Genomic DNA, 21,333 nt, shown 5'->3' on the forward strand with positions numbered 1-21,333 from the left:
TTGGGTATGAGGGCGATTGATACTGTTAAGCAGTCGGACGCTAAAGAATGGGCTATCAGAATGAGCGAAAAAGGATATGCCTATAAAACGATTGATAACTATAAGCGTTCCTTGAAAGCTTCATTTTACATGGCGATACAAGACGACTGTATCAGAAAGAACCCATTTGAATTTAAGCTAAGTGATGTTCTGGAAGATGATACAGAGCAGAAAGTTATCCTTACACCAGAGCAGGAAGAACGCCTGCTTGCCTTTATGGAAAAGGACAAGATTTATAGTAAGTATTATGATGAGGTTGTGCTTCTGCTGGAAACGGGACTTCGTATTTCTGAATTTTGCGGACTGACGACGCATATTGATATGCAGAACAGAATACTCAATATAGACCACCAGTTATTGAAAGACAGCGAAATGGGCTACTATATTGAAACACCAAAGACCAAAAACGGAAAACGGGAACTTCCATTGACAGAACGGGCTTATCAAGCAATCCAAAGAATACTAAAGAACAGAGGAAAAGCACAACCGCTGATTGTAGGTGGTTACAGCAATTTCCTATTCTTAAACCGTGAGGGCTTGCCTAAAGTTGCAGGAAACTATGAGGGCATGGTGCGAGGATTGATTAAGAAGTATAACAAATATCACACGGACAAGTTACCGAACATCACACCACATTCATTCAGACATACTTATTGTACGAATATGGCAAACAGAGGAATGAACCCTAACACTCTGCAATATCTCATGGGACACGCTAACATAACCATGACACTTGGTTATTACGCACACGGGACATTTCAATCTGCAAAAGCGGAGCTGGAAAGGCTGGCTTGTTAATATCGGAGCTTATATTTACTACTCATTTACTACTTTTGGTTGCATTTTCATGCTGGTAAATGCCAGCTTATGCAAGGTATCTTCCAAAAAGAAAATACCGATAAAGTCCTAAAATACGGGATATATCGGCATTTACCAACTTATGAAAAGATAATCAGAAATTTAGTAAGTTTTTGCATCAAAAATGCTGTATCCAGCTTTATTAAAAAAGAAAATATGTTCGGCATTTTATTGTGATATTCTTAATACTATGCTATACTATATGTATGAAGGAGAATCTTATACATTACCGCACTTGTGTGTGCAATATTAATTACCATATGGTATGGTCAGTGAAATACTGGCGGAAGATATTGAATGCGGAGATTGAAGCATATCTTCAGGAGCTGGTGCAGGAGATCGCAGCGGATAAAGGTTTTACCGTCCATTTGTTTGAATGCGGGGAAGGAGACCATGTGCACTGTTTTGTGTCTGCTCCTCCCAAATTATCCATAACTGCGATCGTGAAATATCTGAAAGGGATCACCGGCAGGAAATTATTCGAACGTTTTCCGGAAATAAGAGAACAGCTTTGGAAAGGAGAGCTGTGGAACCATTCCTATTATGTGGAAACGGTCGGGTCTGTGTCGGAAGAAAACATCCGCAGATATATTGAGCATCAGAGTAAAGTTTATTGAGATCATAGAGGTGGGAAATGCTGCTGTCAAAGAAAACATCCATAAAGGTCAGTCAGGAATATGCAAACGTCATCGGACATATGTGTTATGCGGCATCCAAGCTCTGGAATGTCTGTAATTACGAACGTCAGCATTACAAAGAAATGGGAATGGAGAAATACCCGGACTGGTATTATCAGAAAAAATCCCATAGAGAGGATCTGTGGTATAAACAGCTTCCATCTCAGACAGCCCAGGAAGTCTGCAAGCTGCTGGATAAAGCATGGAAATCTTTTTACGCCTTGAAAAGATCCGGAGGGATTGAGAATCCCAGACCACCGCGGTTTAAACAGGAAAGTATCCCCATTACCTATATGCAGATGGGAATTGTACATGAATGGGACACAGAAAAAGTCCGTCTGTCCCTTCCAAAAGCATTAAAAAGATATATGGAAGAAACGTATCAGATCCATGAGAACTTTCTTTATCTTGAAAATAAGATTTTCAGGGGCATGGATCAGATCAAACAGTTGCGGATCTACCCACCGGAAAAAGGTGAATGTAAAGTTATTGTTGTTTATGAGATTTCAGAGAGGGAAGAACTTTCGCAGAATGGACACTATCTGTCAGTTGATCTGGGACTTCATAATCTTATGACATGCTATGATTCCGGGAATGGGAATACATTTATCCTGGGCAGAAGATATCTTGCATTGGAAAGATATTTTCATAAAGAGATTGCAAGGGTGCAGGCACAATGGTATGGACAGCAGTCTGTGAAGGAAATAAAACATCCAGTCACATCAAAACATATTCGCAGATTATATCAGAAAAAGCAGAACTCGGTAACGGATTATCTGCACAAGATCACAAGATACTTTGCAAAATACTGCCGTGAACAGGGAATTACCTGTGTTGTGGCAGGGGATATCCGGAATATCCGGAAAGGAAAAGACCTGGGACACAGAACAAACCAGAAGTTCCACAATCTGCCGTATAACAGGCTCTATAGCATGATGGAATATAAGCTTAAGATGTACGGGATCCGTTTTGTAAGACAGGAAGAAAGCTATACCAGCCAGTGCAGTCCGCTGTCACCAGAGGTGGAAAAAAGATATGCACAGCCATGCAACCGAAAACAAAGGGGACTGTACAGGGACAGAAACCGGAAGTATAACGCAGATGCTGTAGGTGCATATAACATCCTGAGAAAATATCTCTCCGTATCCGGAGAGAAAAAGGAACTGTCCGTAACCGGACTAAAAACGCCAGAAATAATAAAAGTAGCTGTATAGCTCTAAAGAGCAAACAGTAGTGGTGTCATGGACGCACCCTGAAAAGGCGGTATCCCGCCTTAATTCAGATGCTCTGGTAACTCAGTTGCCGAGTAGTTCACATAGAAAATAAATCATTATAAAAAGATCCTGTTCATACTATGATATATGCGATGATTATGGAGATAACAATTATGACTGCCAGTATGGAAAGCCAGAAATAATCTATAATTCTTTGATTGCAAGGTATTTTGTTGTATTGCGTGTCTTGGTCAGGTTCACCTCCTCTCTATTTCGTCGAGTTTTTTAAGAAATCAATCTCCATTTGTTGCTGCTGTGTTTGAGCTTTTAGTAGTCGGTTTTCAGCTTTCAACTTCTCAATATCTGATAATTGAGAAATCGCTTTGTTCTTACCTCGTCGATCATATAATCCTTCGATTCCTTTATCTTTATATTTTCTAACCCATGCATAAACTTGTCCGTAGGAGCAACCATATTTATTCGCTGTAGAAGAATAATTACATCCCGTGTTCAAGGCTTTGCGGTATTTTTTTGGATTTCAATGTGTCAAACTCCCGTGTTTATGAAAGTTGTGTTTTTCTTGGCAATATGTTACAATTACTCTATATAAATTTATAACTTTTCTGGACAGAAAGTAAAAGGGGAACGTCATGAAGTGTATTAAAACAACGGACGCGGTAGGACATGTACTGTGCCATGATATTACCAGAATTGTGAAGGATGTGGTAAAAGATACAGCCTTTCGTAAAGGACATATTGTACAGGAAGAAGATATTCCGGTTTTGCTATCTCTGGGAAAAGACCATCTTTATGTGTGGGAGAAGGATGAAAATACTTTGCATGAAAATGAAGCAGCGCAGATTCTGTGTGATGTGTGCATCAATGAGAATATGCATCCAACGGATGTAAAAGAAGGAAAAATTGAGTTGATTGCAGATTGTGACGGAGTATTTCAGGTGGATGTGCCGAGGCTGGATGCTATTAATGAGATCGATGAGATTATGATTGCCACCCGTCATACAAATTTCCCGGTAAAAAAAGGTGACCGTCTTTTAGGAACCCGTGTGATTCCGCTGGTGATTGCAAAAGAAAAAATGGATTTGGTGAAGAAAACAGCAGGAGAAAAACCGCTGGTATCGCTGGCACCTTATAAGAAACGGAAGGTAGGAATTGTAACCACCGGAAATGAAGTATTTTATGGAAGAATTAAGGATACTTTCACACCGGTAATCATCGAAAAAATGAAATCTTACGGTGCTGAAATTCACGGACATATTCTGTGCAATGATGATATGGAAAAAATCACTGCCGCTATTATGAAATTAAAAGAAGAAGGGGCAGATCTGATTGTCTGTACCGGTGGTATGAGCGTGGATCCAGATGATAAGACACCGGGCGCGATCAAAAATACAGGAGCGAGAATCGTATCTTATGGTGCTCCGGTACTTCCGGGAGCGATGTTCCTGTTATCCTATCTGGAAGATGGCACACCGATAATGGGACTGCCGGGATGTGTGATGTATGCAAAAGCCACCGTATTTGATCTTGTTCTGCCACGTATTATCGCAGGTATAGAAGTGACAAAAAAAGATCTGGCACATATGGGAAATGGCGGATTCTGTCTTGGTTGCAAAGAATGTCATTATCCGAACTGCAGCTTTGGAAAGGGCGTATAAGAGCAGGACAGGAGGAATAAGCATGGAAAAGCTTACGGTAGAGTAGGCACTGGAAGCACTGCTGGAACATACAAAAGTAATAGAGGAAACGGAAACTGTACCACTTTTGCAGGCATGTGGAAGAGTGTTGGCAAAGGATATGATTGCAGGATTTGATAACCCGCCGTTTGACAGATCAACTGTGGATGGTTATGCCTGCAAAGCGGAGGATATAACGGATGCATCAGAAAGTCATCCGGTACAGTTGACGGTATTGGAAGAGATTGATGCGGGGCAGTATTCCAGAGTCACAGTGGAAAAGGGGCAGGCGGTTCGGATTATGACAGGCGCAGCTATTCCGAAAGGCTGTGACTGCTGTGTCCGTCAGGAGGATACAGATTATGGAGAAGAGACTGTCAGAATCTTCCGTCCGACCGGACAGTGGCAGAATTACTGTTATCAGGGAGAGAATTTTAAAAATGGAACGGTTCTTTTGAAAAAGGGTGACAAAATCGGATTTATTGAAGCAGGTATACTGGCCAGTATGGGAGTCATAAAAGTGAAGGTTTATCGTCGGGTAAGAGCAGCTGTTCTGACTACCGGAGATGAAGTAATGGCACCCGGAAAAAGATTGATTCCGGGGAAGATTTATGATTGTAATCAGGGACTTCTGGCGGCTCGCATGAAAGAATTTGGTGCAGAACTGGTGGAAGTGGCAGCCATAGAGGATCGCCCGCAGGCGGTGACAGCAGCAGGCGAAGTCATGGCTCTGGACTGGGGAATTACATTGCAGTGTGATACCACAGGAAAAGAAGACGCCAGCAGTGTAGGAGTGCGAAGTCACTTTATACATCCGGTACTACCGGAAGCAGATGGCACAACGAAAAACGTATTTCCATGTAAAGTGGAAAGAGTGATTGAGGACGTGTTTTCGTATATCTTGATCGTATCTACGAAAGAAGAAGCCAGGATTCGCGTAGATGTGACGAAAGAACAATGGCAGCAGTACCAAAAGCATATTTCTGGAAATAAGATATGGATTGGGATAGATGAAAAAGATGTGATGTTATTAAAATAAATGAAAGAATCACCGTATCAAGGTTGAGGTAATCTATGATACGGTGATTCTTTCGTGAAAAATGCGAAAAAGCTTTCAATATCCAGTTCTGGTGGTTTAATATGCGGTTGTCAAACATTATTTCGTAAATACTTTCATTCGATCCCTTCTGGCTGCACAGATCAGGGTCAGGTGATATTTTTTTGCAAGATCAATTGCTTCAGAAGTAGGAGAAGCCTTGCTGGAGAGAATTGGAATCCCTGCATGGATGACCTTTAAAGTCATATCAGTAGGTATTCTGCCGCTGGAATATACCATACATTGATGCAGGTCAATATTGTGCCGCAGAGCGTAGCCGATCACTTTATCCAAAGCATTGTGCCGTCCGATATCTTCGCAGGAAAACAGAATGTGATCTTTTTGAGCGAGAATGCAGCTATGTGTGGCAAAGGTAATGCCATGGAGAGGAGAACCATCCGCAAAGGCATCCGCCATATGAAAGATCCATTCTGGTTTCCAGAAAATCGGTGTAAGTGACTGCGGCTCTTTGGATGTAACAAAGTAATCATTTAAAATATGATTGCCGGTACAGCAGGTAGGAGTTACTTCTACAAAGGCATCCGATGAGGATTGTGTGCTGTGTGCCGAATTTTTTAAATAGACTTTTGCACGTTTTCCATATTCACAGATATAGATATGATCTACATCTTCGGAAGACGTGATGATTTGTTCTGTCAGCAATCTTCCAAGAACCAGTTCAGTCAGATGCTGGGGCAGGCAAACAAGTTTCATAGTCAGATGATCATTTATATAGACATCCATCATATGTTCGTTCAATACTTCTTCTTGTTCCGTACGGGATTCTCCATTTCTTCCGATATATTGATATGTTTTTGTCTCTAGCAGAGACAGATTTTGTTATTGTTCGTTAATATACATAATTTCTCCAATTGAAAAAACAATTCTTTTATCATGTTTACTATGTGTTATACTAGATCTAGTATAATAGACATCTCTTTATTTCGAAAGAGTGAATTGAGGGATGAAGGAGGAAATAAAATGGGAAAGATTATGGCGGTAAATATCAGTGAGAAGAAAGGTACACAGAAAAAGAATGTACATAGTGCCAGACTGATGGAAGAATTTGGAATCGAGAAGGACGCCCATGCCGGCAAGTGGCATCGCCAGGTGAGTCTTCTTTCTTATGAAAAAATAGAAGAATTCAAGGCAAAGGGAGCACCGATCGAAGACGGAGCATTTGGAGAAAACCTGATTGTAAGTGGATACGATCTGAAGGCATTGCCGGTTGGCACCAGACTTCGCAGCGGAGAGGTATTATTAGAAGTGACACAGATCGGGAAAAAATGTCATAGTGGATGTGAGATTTATAAAATTATGGGTGACTGTATTATGCCAAGAGAAGGTATCTTTACCAGAGTACTTCATGGTGGCGTATTGACAGAAGGCGATGAAATTGTGATAGAGAAGGCAGCAGGTGAGGCAGATGGAGGCGCTTACTGGTGTGAATGTGGCACTTTTGACAATTTATGACATGTGTAAGGCAATTGACAAGTCCATGGAGCTGACGGACATTCATCTGGTAGAAAAAAGCGGAGGAAAAAGCGGGTTATATCGAAACCCGAAAGAATAGTATGAAGGATAGATTTGGAAGAGAGATTGACTATCTGCGGATATCCATTACAGATCGATGTAATCTCAGGTGCGTCTATTGTATGCCGGAAAATGGAGTTGTGCAGATCCCGCATGAAGAAATTCTGACTTATGATGAGATTACCAGAATCAGCAGATGTATGACTGGTTTAGGTATACGTAAGATCAAACTGACCGGAGGAGAACCGTTAATTAGAAAGAATTGTGCCACACTGGTTCGAATGTTAAAAGAACTTCCTGGCATCGAAAAAGTGACATTAACGACCAATGGTGTATTGCTCGAAGAACAGATAGCAGATCTGGCAGAAGCGGGGCTTGATGATATAAATATCAGTCTGGATACTTTAAATGCAGCAGAGTTTGCAAAGGTAACCAGGAGAGAAAGTCTGGATCGGGTGCTGGAGGGAATCCAGGCGGCATTACAGTATCCGCAGATTGGATTGAAGATTAATTGTGTGCCGGTAGTGGAAGAGCAGGAAAATCTGGTATCGATAGCGAGACTTGCAAAGCAATATCCGATTCATGTTCGTTTCATTGAAATGATGCCGATTGGATATGGAAAGGATTTTCAGTTTCGGGGAGAAAGTGAAATATGCGAAATATTAGAGAAAGCATATGGAAGAATGACTCCAATAAAAGAACGATATGGGAATGGACCGTGTCATTATTATAAAATAGAAGAATTTCAGGGTAAAATAGGATTTATCAGTGCGATGACGCATAAGTTTTGCGACCAGTGTAATCGTGTGCGTATGACAGCAGAAGGATTTTTAAAAGCCTGTCTGCAATATCAGACTGGAACGGATTTGAAGAATTTGATGCGTTCAGGATGCACAGATGATGAACTGACAGAGGCAATACAGAAAGTAATATGGGAAAAACCGGTCAGTCATCATTTTACATCGGAAGAGATTGAGACAGATGAATGTAAATTAATGTCCCAGATAGGAGGATAAGGAATTATGAAAGCTGCGATTATCACATCCAGTGATTCCGGATATGCAGGAGAGAGAGAAGATAAAAGTGGTTCGGTAATCCAGGAAATTTTGGAAGCGAACGATTACGAAGTGGTGCATACCATTCTTTTGCCGGATGACAGAAAGATGCTGGCAGATGAGATGGCTCGTATAGCAGATGAGGGAATAGCAGAGCTGATTGTAACTACGGGTGGAACCGGATTTTCGCCGAGAGACTGTATGCCGGAGGCAACAAAGGATATTATAGAACGTGAAGTGCCGGGGATTCCGGAAGCAATGAGAGCATATAGTATGACGATTACACCAAGAGCTATGCTCAGTCGTGCAGCAGCAGGTATTCGAAAAGGAACACTGATCGTGAATCTGCCGGGAAGCCCGAAAGCAGTCAGAGAAAGTCTGGAATATATTATTCCAGCGCTGGAACATGGATTACAGATCCTGACCGGGGAGGCAACGAACTGTGCCAGAAAATAATCGGAAAATGCAGACTGATATATCTGAATTAGAAAACGGTCAGTTGGCAGAACAGCAATTGCCATCAGATTTTACGCTGGTAGTCCTGGCAGGTGGTGCCAGCAGCCATATGGGAAGGGAGAAGTCAGATCTGCTTTTAGATGGACAGACATTTTTGGAGATACAGATCGGAAAAGGATGTCAGTTGGGAGCAAAACAGATCTTAATTTCTGGATATCGTGGAACACAGTGTGGGGAAGAGATTGTGCCGGATCGAATTTCCGGTCAGGGTCCACTTGGCGGTCTGGAGAGCTGTTTTCGAAGGGCAAAGACAGGAAAATGCCTGGTGCTGGGGGTAGATACGCCGCTGGTACCTGTGGAAGAACTTCAAAATCTGTTGAAGTTCGCAATGGAAAAAGCCGACCAACCGGTGACTATGCTGTGTCATAATGGAAAAGAAGAATCGCTGATAGCGGTATATGATGCCAGACTTTATAAAGAGATCACAGATTTTCTGGCATCAGATGCATCCGACTATCTCAACGGAGCAATCATTCCGGTGGATGGAGGGTATCTCGTAAAATAGCATAATACAGAAGGCGTATAGGATTATGAAAGGCTTTCGATTAGGTTTTAAATGATTTTTCGGATAATAGCACTTCCATGCAGATCGCATACAGGATCTGCAAACAGGTGGTGTTTCAGGCAGAATTCGTCTACAGCTTTGTTACATCCGGAAAACTGGGTACTGTATACGTCATGGATCAGGAGAACTCCGCCGATAGACAGACGTTCATAAAACAGAGGTAATGCAGCAGCAGTTGGAGCATAGAGATCTGCATCTAATGATACGAAACAGAAAGTTTCATCGGTAATATCGGAAAAAGTATCCGGAAACCATCCTTTATGGATGATCACATGTGATGGATCAGGCATGATGCGAAGAACAGAATCTACATCTGTAGAAGAAAAGTCACCTGTTTTAGCGCGAGACAGATGCCTGGAGGTTTCTACGGCAATATCTTTTTCTGAAAAGCCTTCAAAAGTATCAAAAAGATGTATTTTTCGATCCGGAAAGGCCGTACTGATCAGGCAAGAAAAATCACCCTGGAAAACACCAAGTTCTGCCACATCTCCAGGGATATTTTGTTGATGCATCTGTTCGGCTAAAAGGCGCATAACCGCAACCCGTGCATCGAACATGCGAAGTGCAGAAGGATCACAAAATGAACCGTGATAGCCCAAGTGCTCCATCTGCTGCATCATAGAACCACGCCGCTCTTCATCCAATACACCAAGAATAATCAGATCAGGAAGAAGAGCAGCGGCCTTTGATGGAGAACAGATTGGGATATTACCAATAAATTGTCCATGTTTGCGCGGATCATTATCGGCAAAGCACATGATCTGATAGGAATTTCCAAGAAGTCGGGCAGTCATCTGCCCAATCTGTCCGGCACCGAATATAATAGTTTTGTAGACATGTTTTGTCATCATTTCATAGCAGCCTTTCTTTCAGCTCGAACCTGAATCATTTGTCCTGTGATAGATATTGCGATTTCAGCAGGTGTTTCTGCTTTAATATTAAGTCCCACAGGCGTGATAATACGGTCTAATTCTCGCTCATCGATTCCATACTCTTCTACGAGACGATGAAATACACCAGCTCTTTTGGCGAGACTTCCAATGACGCCGATATAGCATGCAGGTGTGGCAAGAAGTTGTGCCTGCACAATCGTATCATAGGCATGACCTCGTGTCATGACACAGCAATAATCAGCATCTGTGATAGAAATGCTCTGATCCAGATGATCAAAATCGCAAAGGATTGTCTCCGCTGCATCCGGGAAAAGAGCAGGATCTGTAAATTCCGGACGGTCATCCAGAACGATGCAGTGAAAGTCAACACTTGCAAGTATTGGTACCAGCTTTTGTGAAACATGCCCGCCTCCAAATACATAGACAGTTCCGGATGTACCGATTTGTTCTGTAAACAGGTCACAGGTTTCATTGCGATGACGGCATGGTCTTGCAGATAAGGAAGATAAGATGGAAGAAGGAACATCAGCATTTCCAGTCAATCCATAGGATGCACTGTAAAGACTCATACCGGATGTAGCATGAAGATCACAGATCAGCCAGAAATCTTTTCGTTCTTTATATAATGTTTCAGCAGTTACTGCAAGTTCCATAATAATAGGGTCATTATGGTCCAGATACTGGAAAAATACGGTAACATCACCACCACAAATCATACCGATATTCTCAACATCTTTGCGATTCAACCGGAATTCATGTTCACAGGATTCTTTCTTTTCAAGAATATCAAGCGCCATAAGCTCTGCACGATATTCGACAGAACCTCCGCCTATGGTTCCGGCAACTCGGCCTTTTTTTCCAACCAACATACGGGAACCGGCACCTCTTGGCGTTGATCCTGAGGAAGCAACGATGGATGCAAGCACAAGGTCGTTTCCTTTTTGAAATTCTTGTTGTATGATCTGAAATAAAGTTCTCATATATAAAACACCTCCTGTAATTTTCTATAAGTCATATCGTCATGTGACAGATGGTCTGTATCATATTTTGCAGATCAAGAGCCTGTTTAAGCTGTCGTTCATGAGATTTCAAAGCTTCGGGACTGTTACATTTACACAGACTTTCCGCAAATCGTTTTTCGATGGTTACACGTTCGGTTTCCTGAATCAGTTTATCTGATAAAAAGACGATAGCCGCTTCATTCAGAAGTGTCTTCTGTAAACCATGATGTTGTGAAATAATCTGACTGATTTCAGTATAGCCTAATTGTAAGAAAAGATCACCACCTGTTTTGGTGTGATGTTTTTGAAGTCTGGCAATATCGTGAAGGAGTGCTCCGGAGCGAATCAGTTTTTTATTAAAAAAGTAACCATGAGATTCCAGCAGATCGCAGAAATGGCAAGCCAATTCAGTCACTGCATCACTGTGCGCTTGTACATGATGAGGAAGAGACACCGAATCGCGAAGCATCCGGCATAGTTCGTCATGCAAGTCAGGATGAGGCAGCAGGTAAGTCAAATCGGATAAGACAACATGATCGTTATCGTCTGTGTTCAGATGATAATAGGAACCACATGGAAGACGAAAATACTGTCTGGCATGCTGTTTTGAATCAAGCAAATACAGATAAGAAGAAATTACATCTGTATGAGCAACAATCGCAATATCACCCTCAGAAGAACGAAGAATCTCATAAATTGCCTGCGAAAAACGCATGCCAGATGCGAAAGGAGTTTCTGCTCCTGGAATCGGGTAATCAGGATTCATTCCACGTGCTTCATATATGTCCGGCCATCTTTTGCGTATCTCATCAAATGAAAGACCATCCCATTCTCCCAGATTTCGTTCTGTTAAATCTGAGATAGTGATATGTGGAAGATCAGGTGTGATATGTGCAGCCGTTTCCATAGCTCTTGACAAAGGACTGCAGTAAACAGCAGTTATTTTATCATCCAGTTCTCCGTGAAGAAGGACTGACTGCAGATGTCCAAGCATAGATAAAGAAAAATCAGTCTGACCGATACAGTAAGAATGTTCATCTGGATATTGTGGTTTTCCGTGTCGAATAAGATAAAGATTACGCATTGAAAAATCCTCTGAAACACTTTTCAAATATTGCTTCGGAACAGGTACGTGTTTCCTCTGAAAAACGGGCATATCGCTTCAAAAATTCTTCTCCGTATGGTGTCAGCTCACTGTGACTGCCCTTTACACCGCCCTGACTTCGAATAATCAGCGGTTCATGAAGCTGAGATTCTAATGTATGGATCAGATTCCAGCTGGTGGAGTAGGAAATGTGCATGCGTTCGCAGGCATCACGAACAGATCCTGTTTCATGAATCAGTGTAAGCAGCGAATAGAGCTGTTCATCAAAGAAGACCTTTTCCCGTGCCAGCTGAATCTGAATCTCTGAACGGATCAGACTTTGATTGTGTGCACGAAGAAGTTCTGCATAATCCTCTGGTGTATCCGCATCATGAATGATTCCAGGATCTTCTACATTTAAACAATACATGGGAGTTCCACAATGTTCTACAGCACCCTTCAGACCAGTGTTTCCATCATTGCTTAAAATGGACTCAATTAATGAGGAACGAATCAGGATCGGATGACCTGGAGTTCCGTTACAGACCGGAGTGACAAGAGGCTGTCCAAGAGAAAGCATTTGTGTAACGGTATGTGCTGTGAATAGTGGAACATCTACAGGTGTAAAGAGTACCGTATCCACTTTGTCTTTTAAATATTCCAGTCCAATCCTGACAGAATCAAACATATGAGTAGTTTCATAGTCCTCATTTCGAAGAAAAATAACATGATTGGAAGCAAGGTGGCGTTCTAGAGCATCCGCATTGTATCCGGTTACCACTACTATTTTAGAGATTCCGGCCTGCCGGAAGTTATTAATCACACGCTGCGCGATGGAAATGGATCCAAGCTGAAGCATGGGCTTGAAGTCTCCCATTCGTGACGATTTCCCTGCAGCTACGATGAGAGCACCTGTCTGCATCATAGATACCTCCTAAAAATAACATTGTACAAATTTGACATTATTATAGCATGAAAAGTGAGGATAAATAGTAAAATTTTTAAATAAAGTAATAAAAACAATATAAAAAAGGACGAAAATAGCCAACTAATAATTATTTACAATTTGTAAAACTGTACAAAATTATGATAACATGAAATTATACAAAATAATGTAAACAGGAGAACGTTTCCATGGATAAGATTTTTGAAATTACCGCAAAAGAAGTTACGATACAGGTAAAAGATGAGCGCACAGGAGAGCAATACAGTCGGACACTTCCGATTGATTATTATGAGAATGCGAATGTTTTAAAACTCAGCGGTGAGAATCTGGACGGAAGCAGCTCTTCCATTGTTTTCTATTCTGTCAGAGGAATGGAAAGACTTAAAGATCTGACGGGTAAGGGAGCCGATCATGATCCATGCGGAACACATAAGTCAGAAGATTTGTAACATCGGAACGTGTATTTTTTAAAGGAGGAATGAAACATGATTAAAAAGACATTGAAGATCAATGGTGTGGAGCGAATCCTTATTCTTGATAAGGATGAGACATTGGCTCAGGTACTTCGTGAGCATCTTCTTCTTACAGGATGTAAGATCGGTTGTGGAGAAGGTCATTGCGGAGCATGTAATGTTATTATGAACGGAAAAGTTACAAGATCCTGTATTTACAAGATGAGCCGTGTTCCGGACAATGCAGAGATCACAACAATCGAGGGTGTGGGAACAATTTCTGATATGCATCCGATACAGGTTGCATGGATGGCATATGGATGTGCACAGTGTGGTTTCTGTTCACCAGGTTTTATTATTTCAGCAAAGGTTCTTCTCGATAATAATCCGAGCCCTACCCGTGAAGAAGTGAGGGACTGGTTTAACAAGCAGCGTAATCTCTGTCGTTGTACAGGTTACAAGCCGCTTATCGATGCGACCATGGCGGCAGCAGCAGTTATGCGTGGCGAGATGACCAAAGAAGACCTCGTATTCAAGCAGACAGGTGATTCTATTGTCGGTACAAACTATATCCGTCCATCAGCAGCACAGAAGGTAACAGGTACCTGGGATTTCGGTGCAGATGATGCATTAAAGATGCCGGAGGGAACTCTTCGTCTTGCACTTACACAGGCCAAGGTTTCTCACGCAAATATTCTCAGTATCGATACAACAGAAGCAGAGAGTATGCCGGGAGTTGTTCGTGTTATTACAGCGAAGGACATTAAGGCAGCAGGCGGAACCAACAAGATCAATGGTCTTGTAATGCTTCCGAAACACAATAAGACAGACGGATTTGAGCGTCCTGTACTCTGCGACGAAAAGATCTTTCAGTTTGGTGATGCGATTGCGATCGTAGCTGCCGACACAGAAGAGCATGCACGTGCAGCAGCAGATGCAGTTAAGGTGGAGATCGAAGAACTTCCTGCATATATGAACGCAATGGATGCAATTGCACCTGATGCAGCAGATATTCATCCTGGTATTCCAAATGCATTCTTTGAGACAAATTGTATCAAAGGTCCTGATTTTGACTGGGATAGTATACCAGATTCCCAGCAGGTTGAGATTGAATCTTACTGCTCACGTCAGCCACATCTTCACCTTGAACCGGACTGTGGCTATGGATATATTGATGAAGACGGTATGATAACAGTGCATTCCAAATCTATCGGTATACATCTTCATATGCCTATGATCGCAGATGGTATCGGTGTACCAATGGAAAACTTAAGACTTGTTCAGAACCATGCAGGCGGAACATTTGGTTACAAGTTCTCACCGACAAATGAGGCTCTGATTGGTGCAGCTGTTAAGATTCTGGAACGTCCGGTATCGCTGGTATTTAATCAGTTCCAGAACATTACTTATACAGGAAAGAGATCTCCTGCATTTATGAATATTAAGCTTGCAGCAGATGAAAATGGTAAACTCTTAGCACTTTGGGGTAACAACTATGTAGATCACGGTCCATATTCAGAATTTGGCGATCTGCTTACCATGAGACTTTCTCAGTTTACAGGCGCAGGTTATGGAATTAATTCTATTCGTAATAAATCAACAACCGTATTTACAAACCATGCATGGGGCTCCGCATTCCGTGCTTATGGTTCACCACAGTCTTATATGGGATCTGAGATTGCGATTGACGTGCTGGCAGCTAAGATGGGAATCGATCCGTTTGATATCCGTGAAATGAACTGCTATAAAGAATCAGAGGGCACTACCATCCCGACAGGTTATCCACCGGAGGTATATTGTGAGGAAGATTTGTTTAAGAAAGCACGTCCATTGTATGAAGCGGCGAAAAAACGTGTTGCCGAAAAGAATGCAGCTTCTGACGGAAAGATGAAATATGGTATCGGTGTATCTCTTGGAGTATACGGTTGTGGTCTTGATGGTGTTGATACATCAAATGCATTTGCAGAATTAAATCCGGATGGAACCGTTACGATGTATGCTGCATGGGAAGATCATGGACAGGGGGCTGATATGGGTGTTCTTGTATCATCTCATGAAACACTGCGTCAGGCAGGAATCAGACCGGAACAGATTAAACTGGTTATGAATGATACGAAGACATGTCCGAATGCAGGACCTGCAGGAGGATCACGCTCACAGGTTATGTCAGGTAATGCATGTCGTCTGGCTGCAGAAAATCTTGTAGCAGCAATGAAGAAAGAAGACGGAACATTCCGTACTTATGATGAGATGGTAGCAGAAGGGCTTGCAACAAAATATGAAGGTAACTGGGTAACTACATTCTGTGCAGATCATCCGATCGATCAGGATACCGCACAGGGCGATCCATTTGCAACTTATATGTATACTATCTTCCTGCCGGAAGTTGCTGTTAATACAGAAACAGGTAAAGTTACCGTTGAGAAATTTACTTGCGTAGCTGACGTAGGTACGATCATGAACAGACTTCTTGTAGAAGGTAATTTCTATGGTGGTCTTGTACAGGGTATCGGTCTTGCTCTTTCGGAAGATTTTGAAGATTTGAACCATGACACCACTTTGAAGAATTGTGGTATTCCATATCCAAAGGATGCTCCGGATGATATTGAACTTCACTTCAATGAAACATATCGTCCAAGTGGTCCTTACGGTGCGGCTGGTTGTGGTGAGGCTCCACTGGATGCTCCACATCCTGCAATCCTGAATGCAATCTTTAATGCGACAGGTGCACGTATTACACGTATCCCTGCCCGTCCGGAAAGGGTTCTTGCAGCATTAAAAGAACTTGAGAAATAAGCTTAATTCATAATGTGGTTGGAGTAAAAGCTGCCAACTGTGATATAATCAGGGGAGACGGGAAACTGCCTCCCCTTTACAGACGAAAGGAGTATCAGGTTATGACATACATACAGGAGAGGGGTTCTACTCACGTTTATCATGTAAATCGAATGTCAAAAGAAGAGATGGATCATATGATCAGTCTCTGCGTCCATGAACAGCCGGCCTACTGTGTTGCAGCCTGTCCTTTCAAAATGGATACAAAAGAGATGCTGTATTATGCTGCAAAAGGAAATTTTAAGAAAGCGTTGGCAATTTATGAGAAAATTACACCATTTCCAATGATTCTCTGTGATGGATGTACGGCACCTTGCGAAGATAATTGCAAGCTTTGTGAACTTGGTGATGGTGTCTCCATACGAGAAGTAGAACGTGCGATTGTCCGGTATGGAGAACCGGGAAGACGAAGCAGTGTATTCCGCATGAGAAAGAAGAAAAGGGCAGCAATCTTTGGTTCTGGATTATTTCCACTGTTTCTTGCAGGGGAATTGGAAAAGAAAATGTATCCTACGACAATTTATTGTAAGGAAGAAGATTATGAAAGCTATATTGCAGCGGCAGCCGGACATCTTTTGGAATCAGACCGCAGCAATGAAGCGAAACGTCTGAAATCTATGGATCTTTCTTTTGAATTTGGATGCAGTTTGAATCTTTCGTTTATCAGAGAAAAAATGGAACTGGCAGATGTGGTATGCGCATCAGAAGAAGTGGCAAAAATGTTAGCTCCGGAAGAAGCAGCAGATGTCGAGATTATGTTAAGAGAACAGGCAAAGATTGTCAGCGGACCTGCGGAATCTGTGATGGATGCGGCTTTTGCCGCAAAGCGGGCAGCTTTGACAGTGGATCTTCTGGTACAGAATTTATCGCCGCACAGCAACAGAGGCAGTGAAGGAGCAGTGACTACCAAGCTTTATACGAACATGGAAGGAATCCATGGATCGAATAAGATTTTCTGTGGTCAGGATGGGTATTCAAAAGAAGAAGCTGTAGAAGAAGCAAAACGATGTATTCAGTGTCATTGTGACGAATGCATGAAAGGCTGTGTGTATTTAAGTGAATATCAAAAACATCCGGGTTTATTAGCCCGTGAGATCTATAATAATACGCAGATTATCATGGGAGATCATCCGATGAACAAACCGATGAATGCCTGTGCCCTCTGTGGACAGTGTACGGTGATCTGTCCGAATGGATTTGATATGAGTCAGGTGTGCAAGTCAGCAAGAGAAAATATGGTATCTACAGATAAGATGCCGCTGGCGCCACATGAATTTGCACTGATGGACATGTTATTTTCAAATTCAGAGGCTTTTTTGAGCAGACTCCAGCCGGGATATGAAACTTGCAGATATGTATTTTTCCCAGGCTGTCAGGCAGGTGCGATAGCGCCGGATGTGGTTATGCAGGCATACGAAGATTTAAGTAATCGGGTAGATGGAGGTGTTGCTCTGATGCTAGGATGCTGTGGTGCAATCAGCGAATGGGCAGGCCGCTATGAAATGACAGAAAAAGTAAATGAGCAGCTGAAACAGGAACTAGCCAAGCTTGGTGATCCGATCATCATAGCAGGTTGTCCAACCTGTATGAAGCAGCTAAAAGAAAGTATTGGAGCGCATGTTATAGGAATCTGGGAAATTTTGAAAGAAATCGGACTTCCACAGCAGGCAAAAGGACTGGAGATACCGGTTGCCATACATGATGCCTGTGGTGCCAGAGGGGATGCACAGACACAGGATATTATAAGAGAACTTTTGTTGGATATGGGATGTACCGTTGAAGATACAGAATATTCCAGAGATTTGTCTCCATGTTGTGGATATGGAGGTCTGACGGCATATGCCAATAAAGATATGGCAGCGAAAATGACAGAAAAGTGTCTGGAACGTTCCGATGCACCATATATTACATACTGCATGGCATGCAGAGACCGATTTGCCAGAGAGGGAAGAGAATCCCGACATATACTTGAACTTCTGTATGGGGCAAATGCCAGCAATATGCCTGATATCAGTGAGAAACGCTACAACAGGCTCATATTGAAACAAACACTTTTAAAAAACATCTGGAATGAGGAACCGATCATGGAGAAAAAAGACTATACTGTTGCCTATACAGAAGAGGCAATCCATATGATGGATGAGCGCATGATACTGAAAAGTGATGTGGAACGTGTGTTATCAGATTACAGAGAAAATCAGGAGGCAATCCTGGATGAAGAAACAAAAGAACTGGTGACAAGAAGCAGACTGGGAAATGTCACATTCTGGGTGCGGTTTGTGGAAACAGAAGACGGATATCTGGTACACAGAGCATACAGTCATCGAATGAATATTATGAAAAGGGTGGGACAGTAATGGCAGTAGAAAGAACATATTATACGATTGATCCGGAAGGAAAGCTGACCTGCATGAAATGTAAGGTTCCTCTTGTAAAAGGAAAAGCAAAATTTATGTATCTGGAAAATGGGTTTCCTGTGGAAATGCCTGTCTGTCCAAAGTGTGGGTTTGTGTATGTTCCGGAAGAACTCGCACTTGGAAAAGTGCTCGCGGTGGAGCGTGCACTGGAGGATAAATAGATGAACAGGCATCCGGGAGGGGAAGCGCAGACGCTTCATCTTCTGGAGAACATAGAATGGAAAAAAGAAATGAAAGCACTGGATCTTGGAGCAGGAGAAGGAGACACGGTTCGAATCCTGAAATCATTTGGGCTGGAAGCACATGGCGTGGATCTTTTCCCACGGGGCAGTGATGTGGAAATTGGCGATTTTCTGCATTTGCAGTATTCATCAGACAGTATAGATCTTTGCATCAGCCAGTGTGCATTTTTTGTCAGCAGAGATCAGAAAAATGCACTATCTGAATGCTGGCGCGTTTTGAAAAAGGGAGGTTTTCTTTTATTGTCAGATCTTGATACCGGAAATCTTTTGAAAATGGCAGAACAGACAGGATTTACCATTCTCCGGCAGGAGGATCAGACGTTACTTTGGCGGGAATATTATCTGGAAGCAATCTGGAATGATTCGTTCTGCTGCGAAGAGTATAAGCTTCTGCAGAAAGAATATAAAGGAAAGAAGCTGCGCTATACCATGTTGGTTGGCAGAAAGGAGTAGCACATGGATCTTTATGAAAGAATCATAGAACTTAGCAGTATGGGTTATCATTGCTCACAAATGGTTATGATTATGACACTGGAAGCCATAGGTGAGGAAAATCCACAGCTTGTAAAGGCTTTGGGAGGTCTTGGCGGCGGGATCGGTTATTGTGGAGATACCTGTGGCTGCCTGACAGGAGGAGCCTGTGCGATAGGTTTGTTCCTTGGCAATCTGGCTCCGCAGGAGAAAGAAGATATACAGATGAAACCGGCTGTGCAGGAATTATATCAGTGGTTCCATAAGAAGACCGAAGAAGAGTTTGGTGCTTTTTATTGTAAGGACATCACTTCCAATCTGGATTGGGGAGTGATCATGGAGCAATGTCCTGCGCTGATTGCAGATACTTATACAAAAGTGATAGAAATACTGACAGAACGGGGAATATTGGAACTATGATTACGCTGGGTAAAACAAAAAGTGTATGCCCGATATGTATGAAAGTACTTACGGCAAAAAAATGTATCGGTGAAGATGGCATTTATCTGGTGAAAGAATGTGATATCCACGGAAAGTTTCAGATACTGATCTGGGAAGGAACGGCAGCAGAGTATCTTTCCTGGGGAAGAGAAAACCTGTCTGCGGAGACTCCGGTAAATCCCAAAATCAAAGAGAAATCCTGCCCGGATAATTGTGGACTCTGTGAGGAGCACGAACGAAAAGGCTGTTGTATGATACTGGAAGTGACAAAGCGCTGCAATATACACTGCCCGGTCTGCTTTGCTTCGGCAGGAGAATGTCTGGAAAACGGTGATCTTTCAATTGATGAAATAGAAAAGCAATATGATTTTCTGATGGATCATGGAGGACCATTCAATATTCAGCTCTCAGGTGGAGAACCAACCATGCGGGAGGATCTTCCGGAGATCATACATATGGGTAGAGAAAAAGGGTTTACATTTTTTCAATTGAATACCAATGGAATCCGTCTTGCGCAGGAAGCAGGATATGCCAGAAAACTAAAAAAAGCAGGACTGAATACAGTATTTCTTCAGTTTGACGGTGTCACAGATGATGTGTATCAGACATTGCGAGGACGCTCTATGATAGAACTGAAAGAAAAGGCTGTGTTAAACTGTTCGGAAGCGGAACTGGGAATTGCCCTGGTACCTGTCATTGCGCCAGGAGTAAATGACATGCAGGTTGGAGATATTCTGAAGTTTGCGATGGATCATATGCCATTTGTAAGAGGAGTACATTTCCAGCCGATCAGCTATTTTGGCAGATGTTCTCAGCAGCGTCCACAAGCTCCGATTACCATACCAAAGATGTTGAAGCTGATCGAGGAACAGACTGACGGGCTTATGAAAAGCAAGGATTTCGCCGGTGGTGGAGCAGAGAATCCATACTGTTCTTTTCATGCAAGTTATCTGAAAAAAGGTGAGAGGGAACTGAAACTTTTGGAAAAGAAATCAGGCAGAGGATGTTGTTGTACTACCAGCGATAATTCCAGACAGTATGTGGAAAATCAGTGGAGCTATAGCACAAAAAAATTTGATGATGGAGAAATGACACAGACAGATGCGCTGGATGAATTCCTGATCCGGGTTCATAATGAAACTTTTGCAGTATCAGGGATGATTTTTCAGGATGCATGGAATCTGGATCTTGAACGTCTGAAAAGATGTTATATCTGCGAGGTGGATTCTGATTATGGAATGGTGCCGTTTTGTGCATATAATCTGACGAATTCGAAAGGAATATATTTATACAGAAAGTGAAAC

General features: G+C 42.3%; 22 protein-coding genes and 1 pseudogene. 17 read left to right on the top strand and 6 right to left on the bottom strand.

The annotated features are described in order from the left end of the window. From ABCM67_RS11705 to ABCM67_RS11715, 3 genes are all read left to right on the top strand, one after another. Nucleotides 1-837 (top strand): site-specific integrase (locus tag ABCM67_RS11705; RefSeq protein WP_342992886.1); only part of this gene is annotated, 837 nt, incomplete at its 5' end. Nucleotides 838-1,097: 260 nt separating this feature from the next. Beyond that, nucleotides 1,098-1,514, top strand: a complete 417-nt coding sequence (gene tnpA, locus ABCM67_RS11710) for an IS200/IS605 family transposase (RefSeq protein ID WP_110103580.1) — start codon at nucleotides 1,098-1,100, stop codon at nucleotides 1,512-1,514. Nucleotides 1,515-1,531: 17 nt separating this feature from the next. Further along, nucleotides 1,532-2,788: an RNA-guided endonuclease TnpB family protein gene (locus ABCM67_RS11715; protein ID WP_015526510.1), complete on the top strand. Its 1,257-nt coding sequence runs from the start codon at nucleotides 1,532-1,534 to the stop codon at nucleotides 2,786-2,788. 268 nt (nucleotides 2,789-3,056) lie between these two features. Here ABCM67_RS11715 and ABCM67_RS11720 read toward each other — a convergent pair whose 3' ends face one another. After that, nucleotides 3,057-3,302 (bottom strand): helix-turn-helix domain-containing protein, encoded by a 246-nt coding sequence (locus ABCM67_RS11720; RefSeq protein ID WP_092071104.1) that lies wholly within the window; start codon nucleotides 3,300-3,302, stop codon nucleotides 3,057-3,059. A 136-nt stretch (nucleotides 3,303-3,438) separates the two neighbouring features. On the opposite strand from ABCM67_RS11720, the gene ABCM67_RS11725 reads away from it, so the two are divergent. Then, nucleotides 3,439-4,464, top strand: a complete 1,026-nt coding sequence (locus tag ABCM67_RS11725) for a molybdopterin-binding protein (protein ID WP_147602750.1) — start codon at nucleotides 3,439-3,441, stop codon at nucleotides 4,462-4,464. A 58-nt stretch (nucleotides 4,465-4,522) separates the two neighbouring features. Beyond that, the gene (locus ABCM67_RS11730; RefSeq protein WP_342992889.1) at nucleotides 4,523-5,521 is read left to right on the top strand and encodes a molybdopterin molybdotransferase MoeA; all 999 of its coding nucleotides are present in this window, start codon (nucleotides 4,523-4,525) and stop codon (nucleotides 5,519-5,521) included. A gap of 117 nt (nucleotides 5,522-5,638) precedes the next feature. On the opposite strand, the gene fdhD is transcribed toward ABCM67_RS11730, so the two are convergent. Then, nucleotides 5,639-6,337 (bottom strand): formate dehydrogenase accessory sulfurtransferase FdhD, encoded by a 699-nt coding sequence (gene fdhD, locus ABCM67_RS11735; protein ID WP_243004415.1) that lies wholly within the window; start codon nucleotides 6,335-6,337, stop codon nucleotides 5,639-5,641. A 222-nt stretch (nucleotides 6,338-6,559) separates the two neighbouring features. On the opposite strand from fdhD, the gene ABCM67_RS11740 reads away from it, so the two are divergent. The 5 genes and pseudogenes from ABCM67_RS11740 (at nucleotide 6,560) to ABCM67_RS11760 (ending at nucleotide 9,187) form a co-directional block, all read left to right on the top strand. After that, on the top strand, nucleotides 6,560-7,051 hold the full coding sequence (locus ABCM67_RS11740) for an MOSC domain-containing protein (protein ID WP_129976025.1): 492 nt from the start codon (nucleotides 6,560-6,562) through the stop codon (nucleotides 7,049-7,051). Then, a pseudogene (locus tag ABCM67_RS11745) lies at nucleotides 7,002-7,151 on the top strand (cyclic pyranopterin monophosphate synthase MoaC); the annotation flags it as partial. The gene ABCM67_RS11740 and the pseudogene ABCM67_RS11745, both read left to right, overlap by 50 nt. 1 nt (nucleotide 7,152) lies before the next feature. Beyond that, on the top strand, nucleotides 7,153-8,127 hold the full coding sequence (gene moaA, locus ABCM67_RS11750; protein ID WP_044960389.1) for a GTP 3',8-cyclase MoaA: 975 nt from the start codon (nucleotides 7,153-7,155) through the stop codon (nucleotides 8,125-8,127). Nucleotides 8,128-8,133: 6 nt separating this feature from the next. Beyond that, a complete protein-coding gene (locus ABCM67_RS11755) occupies nucleotides 8,134-8,622 on the top strand; it encodes a MogA/MoaB family molybdenum cofactor biosynthesis protein (protein ID WP_021976150.1) in 489 nt (162 codons plus the stop codon). A gap of 7 nt (nucleotides 8,623-8,629) precedes the next feature. Next, nucleotides 8,630-9,187: an NTP transferase domain-containing protein gene (locus tag ABCM67_RS11760; RefSeq protein ID WP_291580391.1), complete on the top strand. Its 558-nt coding sequence runs from the start codon at nucleotides 8,630-8,632 to the stop codon at nucleotides 9,185-9,187. A 47-nt stretch (nucleotides 9,188-9,234) separates the two neighbouring features. Here ABCM67_RS11760 and ABCM67_RS11765 read toward each other — a convergent pair whose 3' ends face one another. The 4 genes from ABCM67_RS11765 to ABCM67_RS11780 are packed head-to-tail and all read right to left on the bottom strand — an operon-like array spanning nucleotide 9,235 to nucleotide 13,150. Then, nucleotides 9,235-10,098, bottom strand: coding sequence for a TylF/MycF/NovP-related O-methyltransferase (locus ABCM67_RS11765; protein ID WP_110103571.1), 864 nt, complete (start codon nucleotides 10,096-10,098; stop codon nucleotides 9,235-9,237). Next, nucleotides 10,095-11,120: an XdhC/CoxI family protein gene (locus ABCM67_RS11770; protein ID WP_015526500.1), complete on the bottom strand. Its 1,026-nt coding sequence runs from the start codon at nucleotides 11,118-11,120 to the stop codon at nucleotides 10,095-10,097. The genes ABCM67_RS11765 and ABCM67_RS11770 overlap by 4 nt, the downstream gene beginning before the upstream one ends. Nucleotides 11,121-11,151: 31 nt before the next feature. Beyond that, nucleotides 11,152-12,225 (bottom strand): histidine phosphatase family protein, encoded by a 1,074-nt coding sequence (locus ABCM67_RS11775; RefSeq protein ID WP_110103573.1) that lies wholly within the window; start codon nucleotides 12,223-12,225, stop codon nucleotides 11,152-11,154. Then, nucleotides 12,218-13,150: an NTP transferase domain-containing protein gene (locus tag ABCM67_RS11780; RefSeq protein WP_227573955.1), complete on the bottom strand. Its 933-nt coding sequence runs from the start codon at nucleotides 13,148-13,150 to the stop codon at nucleotides 12,218-12,220. The genes ABCM67_RS11775 and ABCM67_RS11780 overlap by 8 nt, the downstream gene beginning before the upstream one ends. 209 nt (nucleotides 13,151-13,359) lie before the next feature. Here ABCM67_RS11780 and ABCM67_RS11785 point away from each other — a divergent pair, with 209 nt between their 5' ends. From ABCM67_RS11785 to trsS, 7 genes are all read left to right on the top strand, one after another. Continuing rightward, nucleotides 13,360-13,620, top strand: coding sequence for a hypothetical protein (locus ABCM67_RS11785; RefSeq protein WP_015526497.1), 261 nt, complete (start codon nucleotides 13,360-13,362; stop codon nucleotides 13,618-13,620). 36 nt (nucleotides 13,621-13,656) lie between these two features. Then, nucleotides 13,657-16,419, top strand: a complete 2,763-nt coding sequence (locus tag ABCM67_RS11790; protein ID WP_147602747.1) for a molybdopterin-dependent aldehyde oxidoreductase — start codon at nucleotides 13,657-13,659, stop codon at nucleotides 16,417-16,419. Between the two features lie 101 nt (nucleotides 16,420-16,520). Next, nucleotides 16,521-18,815: a pyridine nucleotide-disulfide oxidoreductase/dicluster-binding protein gene (locus ABCM67_RS11795; protein WP_118609145.1), complete on the top strand. Its 2,295-nt coding sequence runs from the start codon at nucleotides 16,521-16,523 to the stop codon at nucleotides 18,813-18,815. Next, a complete protein-coding gene (locus tag ABCM67_RS11800) occupies nucleotides 18,815-19,036 on the top strand; it encodes a DVU_1557 family redox protein (RefSeq protein WP_005427475.1) in 222 nt (73 codons plus the stop codon). The genes ABCM67_RS11795 and ABCM67_RS11800 overlap by 1 nt, the downstream gene beginning before the upstream one ends. After that, entirely contained in the window at nucleotides 19,037-19,570 is a 534-nt protein-coding gene (locus ABCM67_RS11805) for a class I SAM-dependent methyltransferase (protein ID WP_110103577.1), read from the top strand. Nucleotides 19,571-19,573: 3 nt separating this feature from the next. Continuing rightward, the gene (locus ABCM67_RS11810; RefSeq protein WP_021650124.1) at nucleotides 19,574-20,008 is read left to right on the top strand and encodes a DVU_1555 family C-GCAxxG-C-C protein; all 435 of its coding nucleotides are present in this window, start codon (nucleotides 19,574-19,576) and stop codon (nucleotides 20,006-20,008) included. Then, nucleotides 20,005-21,330, top strand: a complete 1,326-nt coding sequence (trsS, locus tag ABCM67_RS11815; protein ID WP_129976037.1) for a radical SAM (seleno)protein TrsS — start codon at nucleotides 20,005-20,007, stop codon at nucleotides 21,328-21,330. Before ABCM67_RS11810 ends, trsS begins: the two co-directional genes overlap by 4 nt. Nucleotides 21,331-21,333 lie beyond the last annotated feature (3 nt).

The sequence above is a fragment of the Blautia sp. 2227st1_G12_2227SCRN_220401 genome, assembly GCF_039062885.1.
Taxonomy (GTDB): Bacteria; Bacillota; Clostridia; order Lachnospirales; family Lachnospiraceae; genus Blautia_A; species Blautia_A fusiformis.

Bases quoted from the DNA above. Each gene is read 5' to 3' on its own strand.
- ABCM67_RS11775 (WP_110103573.1), bottom strand. From the start codon at position 12,225: ATGCGTAATCTTTATCTTATTCGACACGGAAAACCACAATATCCAGAT.
- ABCM67_RS11715 (WP_015526510.1), top strand. From the start codon at position 1,532: ATGCTGCTGTCAAAGAAAACATCCATAAAGGTCAGTCAGGAATATGCA.
- ABCM67_RS11765 (WP_110103571.1), bottom strand. From the start codon at position 10,098: ATGATGACAAAACATGTCTACAAAACTATTATATTCGGTGCCGGACAG.
- ABCM67_RS11725 (WP_147602750.1), top strand. From the start codon at position 3,439: ATGAAGTGTATTAAAACAACGGACGCGGTAGGACATGTACTGTGCCAT.
- ABCM67_RS11755 (WP_021976150.1), top strand. From the start codon at position 8,134: ATGAAAGCTGCGATTATCACATCCAGTGATTCCGGATATGCAGGAGAG.
- ABCM67_RS11800 (WP_005427475.1), top strand. From the start codon at position 18,815: ATGGCAGTAGAAAGAACATATTATACGATTGATCCGGAAGGAAAGCTG.
- ABCM67_RS11795 (WP_118609145.1), top strand. From the start codon at position 16,521: ATGACATACATACAGGAGAGGGGTTCTACTCACGTTTATCATGTAAAT.
- moaA (WP_044960389.1), top strand. From the start codon at position 7,153: ATGAAGGATAGATTTGGAAGAGAGATTGACTATCTGCGGATATCCATT.
- ABCM67_RS11740 (WP_129976025.1), top strand. From the start codon at position 6,560: ATGGGAAAGATTATGGCGGTAAATATCAGTGAGAAGAAAGGTACACAG.
- ABCM67_RS11810 (WP_021650124.1), top strand. From the start codon at position 19,574: ATGGATCTTTATGAAAGAATCATAGAACTTAGCAGTATGGGTTATCAT.
- ABCM67_RS11770 (WP_015526500.1), bottom strand. From the start codon at position 11,120: ATGAGAACTTTATTTCAGATCATACAACAAGAATTTCAAAAAGGAAAC.
- ABCM67_RS11785 (WP_015526497.1), top strand. From the start codon at position 13,360: ATGGATAAGATTTTTGAAATTACCGCAAAAGAAGTTACGATACAGGTA.
- ABCM67_RS11790 (WP_147602747.1), top strand. From the start codon at position 13,657: ATGATTAAAAAGACATTGAAGATCAATGGTGTGGAGCGAATCCTTATT.
- ABCM67_RS11780 (WP_227573955.1), bottom strand. From the start codon at position 13,150: ATGATGCAGACAGGTGCTCTCATCGTAGCTGCAGGGAAATCGTCACGA.
- trsS (WP_129976037.1), top strand. From the start codon at position 20,005: ATGATTACGCTGGGTAAAACAAAAAGTGTATGCCCGATATGTATGAAA.
- ABCM67_RS11760 (WP_291580391.1), top strand. From the start codon at position 8,630: ATGCAGACTGATATATCTGAATTAGAAAACGGTCAGTTGGCAGAACAG.
- ABCM67_RS11805 (WP_110103577.1), top strand. From the start codon at position 19,037: ATGAACAGGCATCCGGGAGGGGAAGCGCAGACGCTTCATCTTCTGGAG.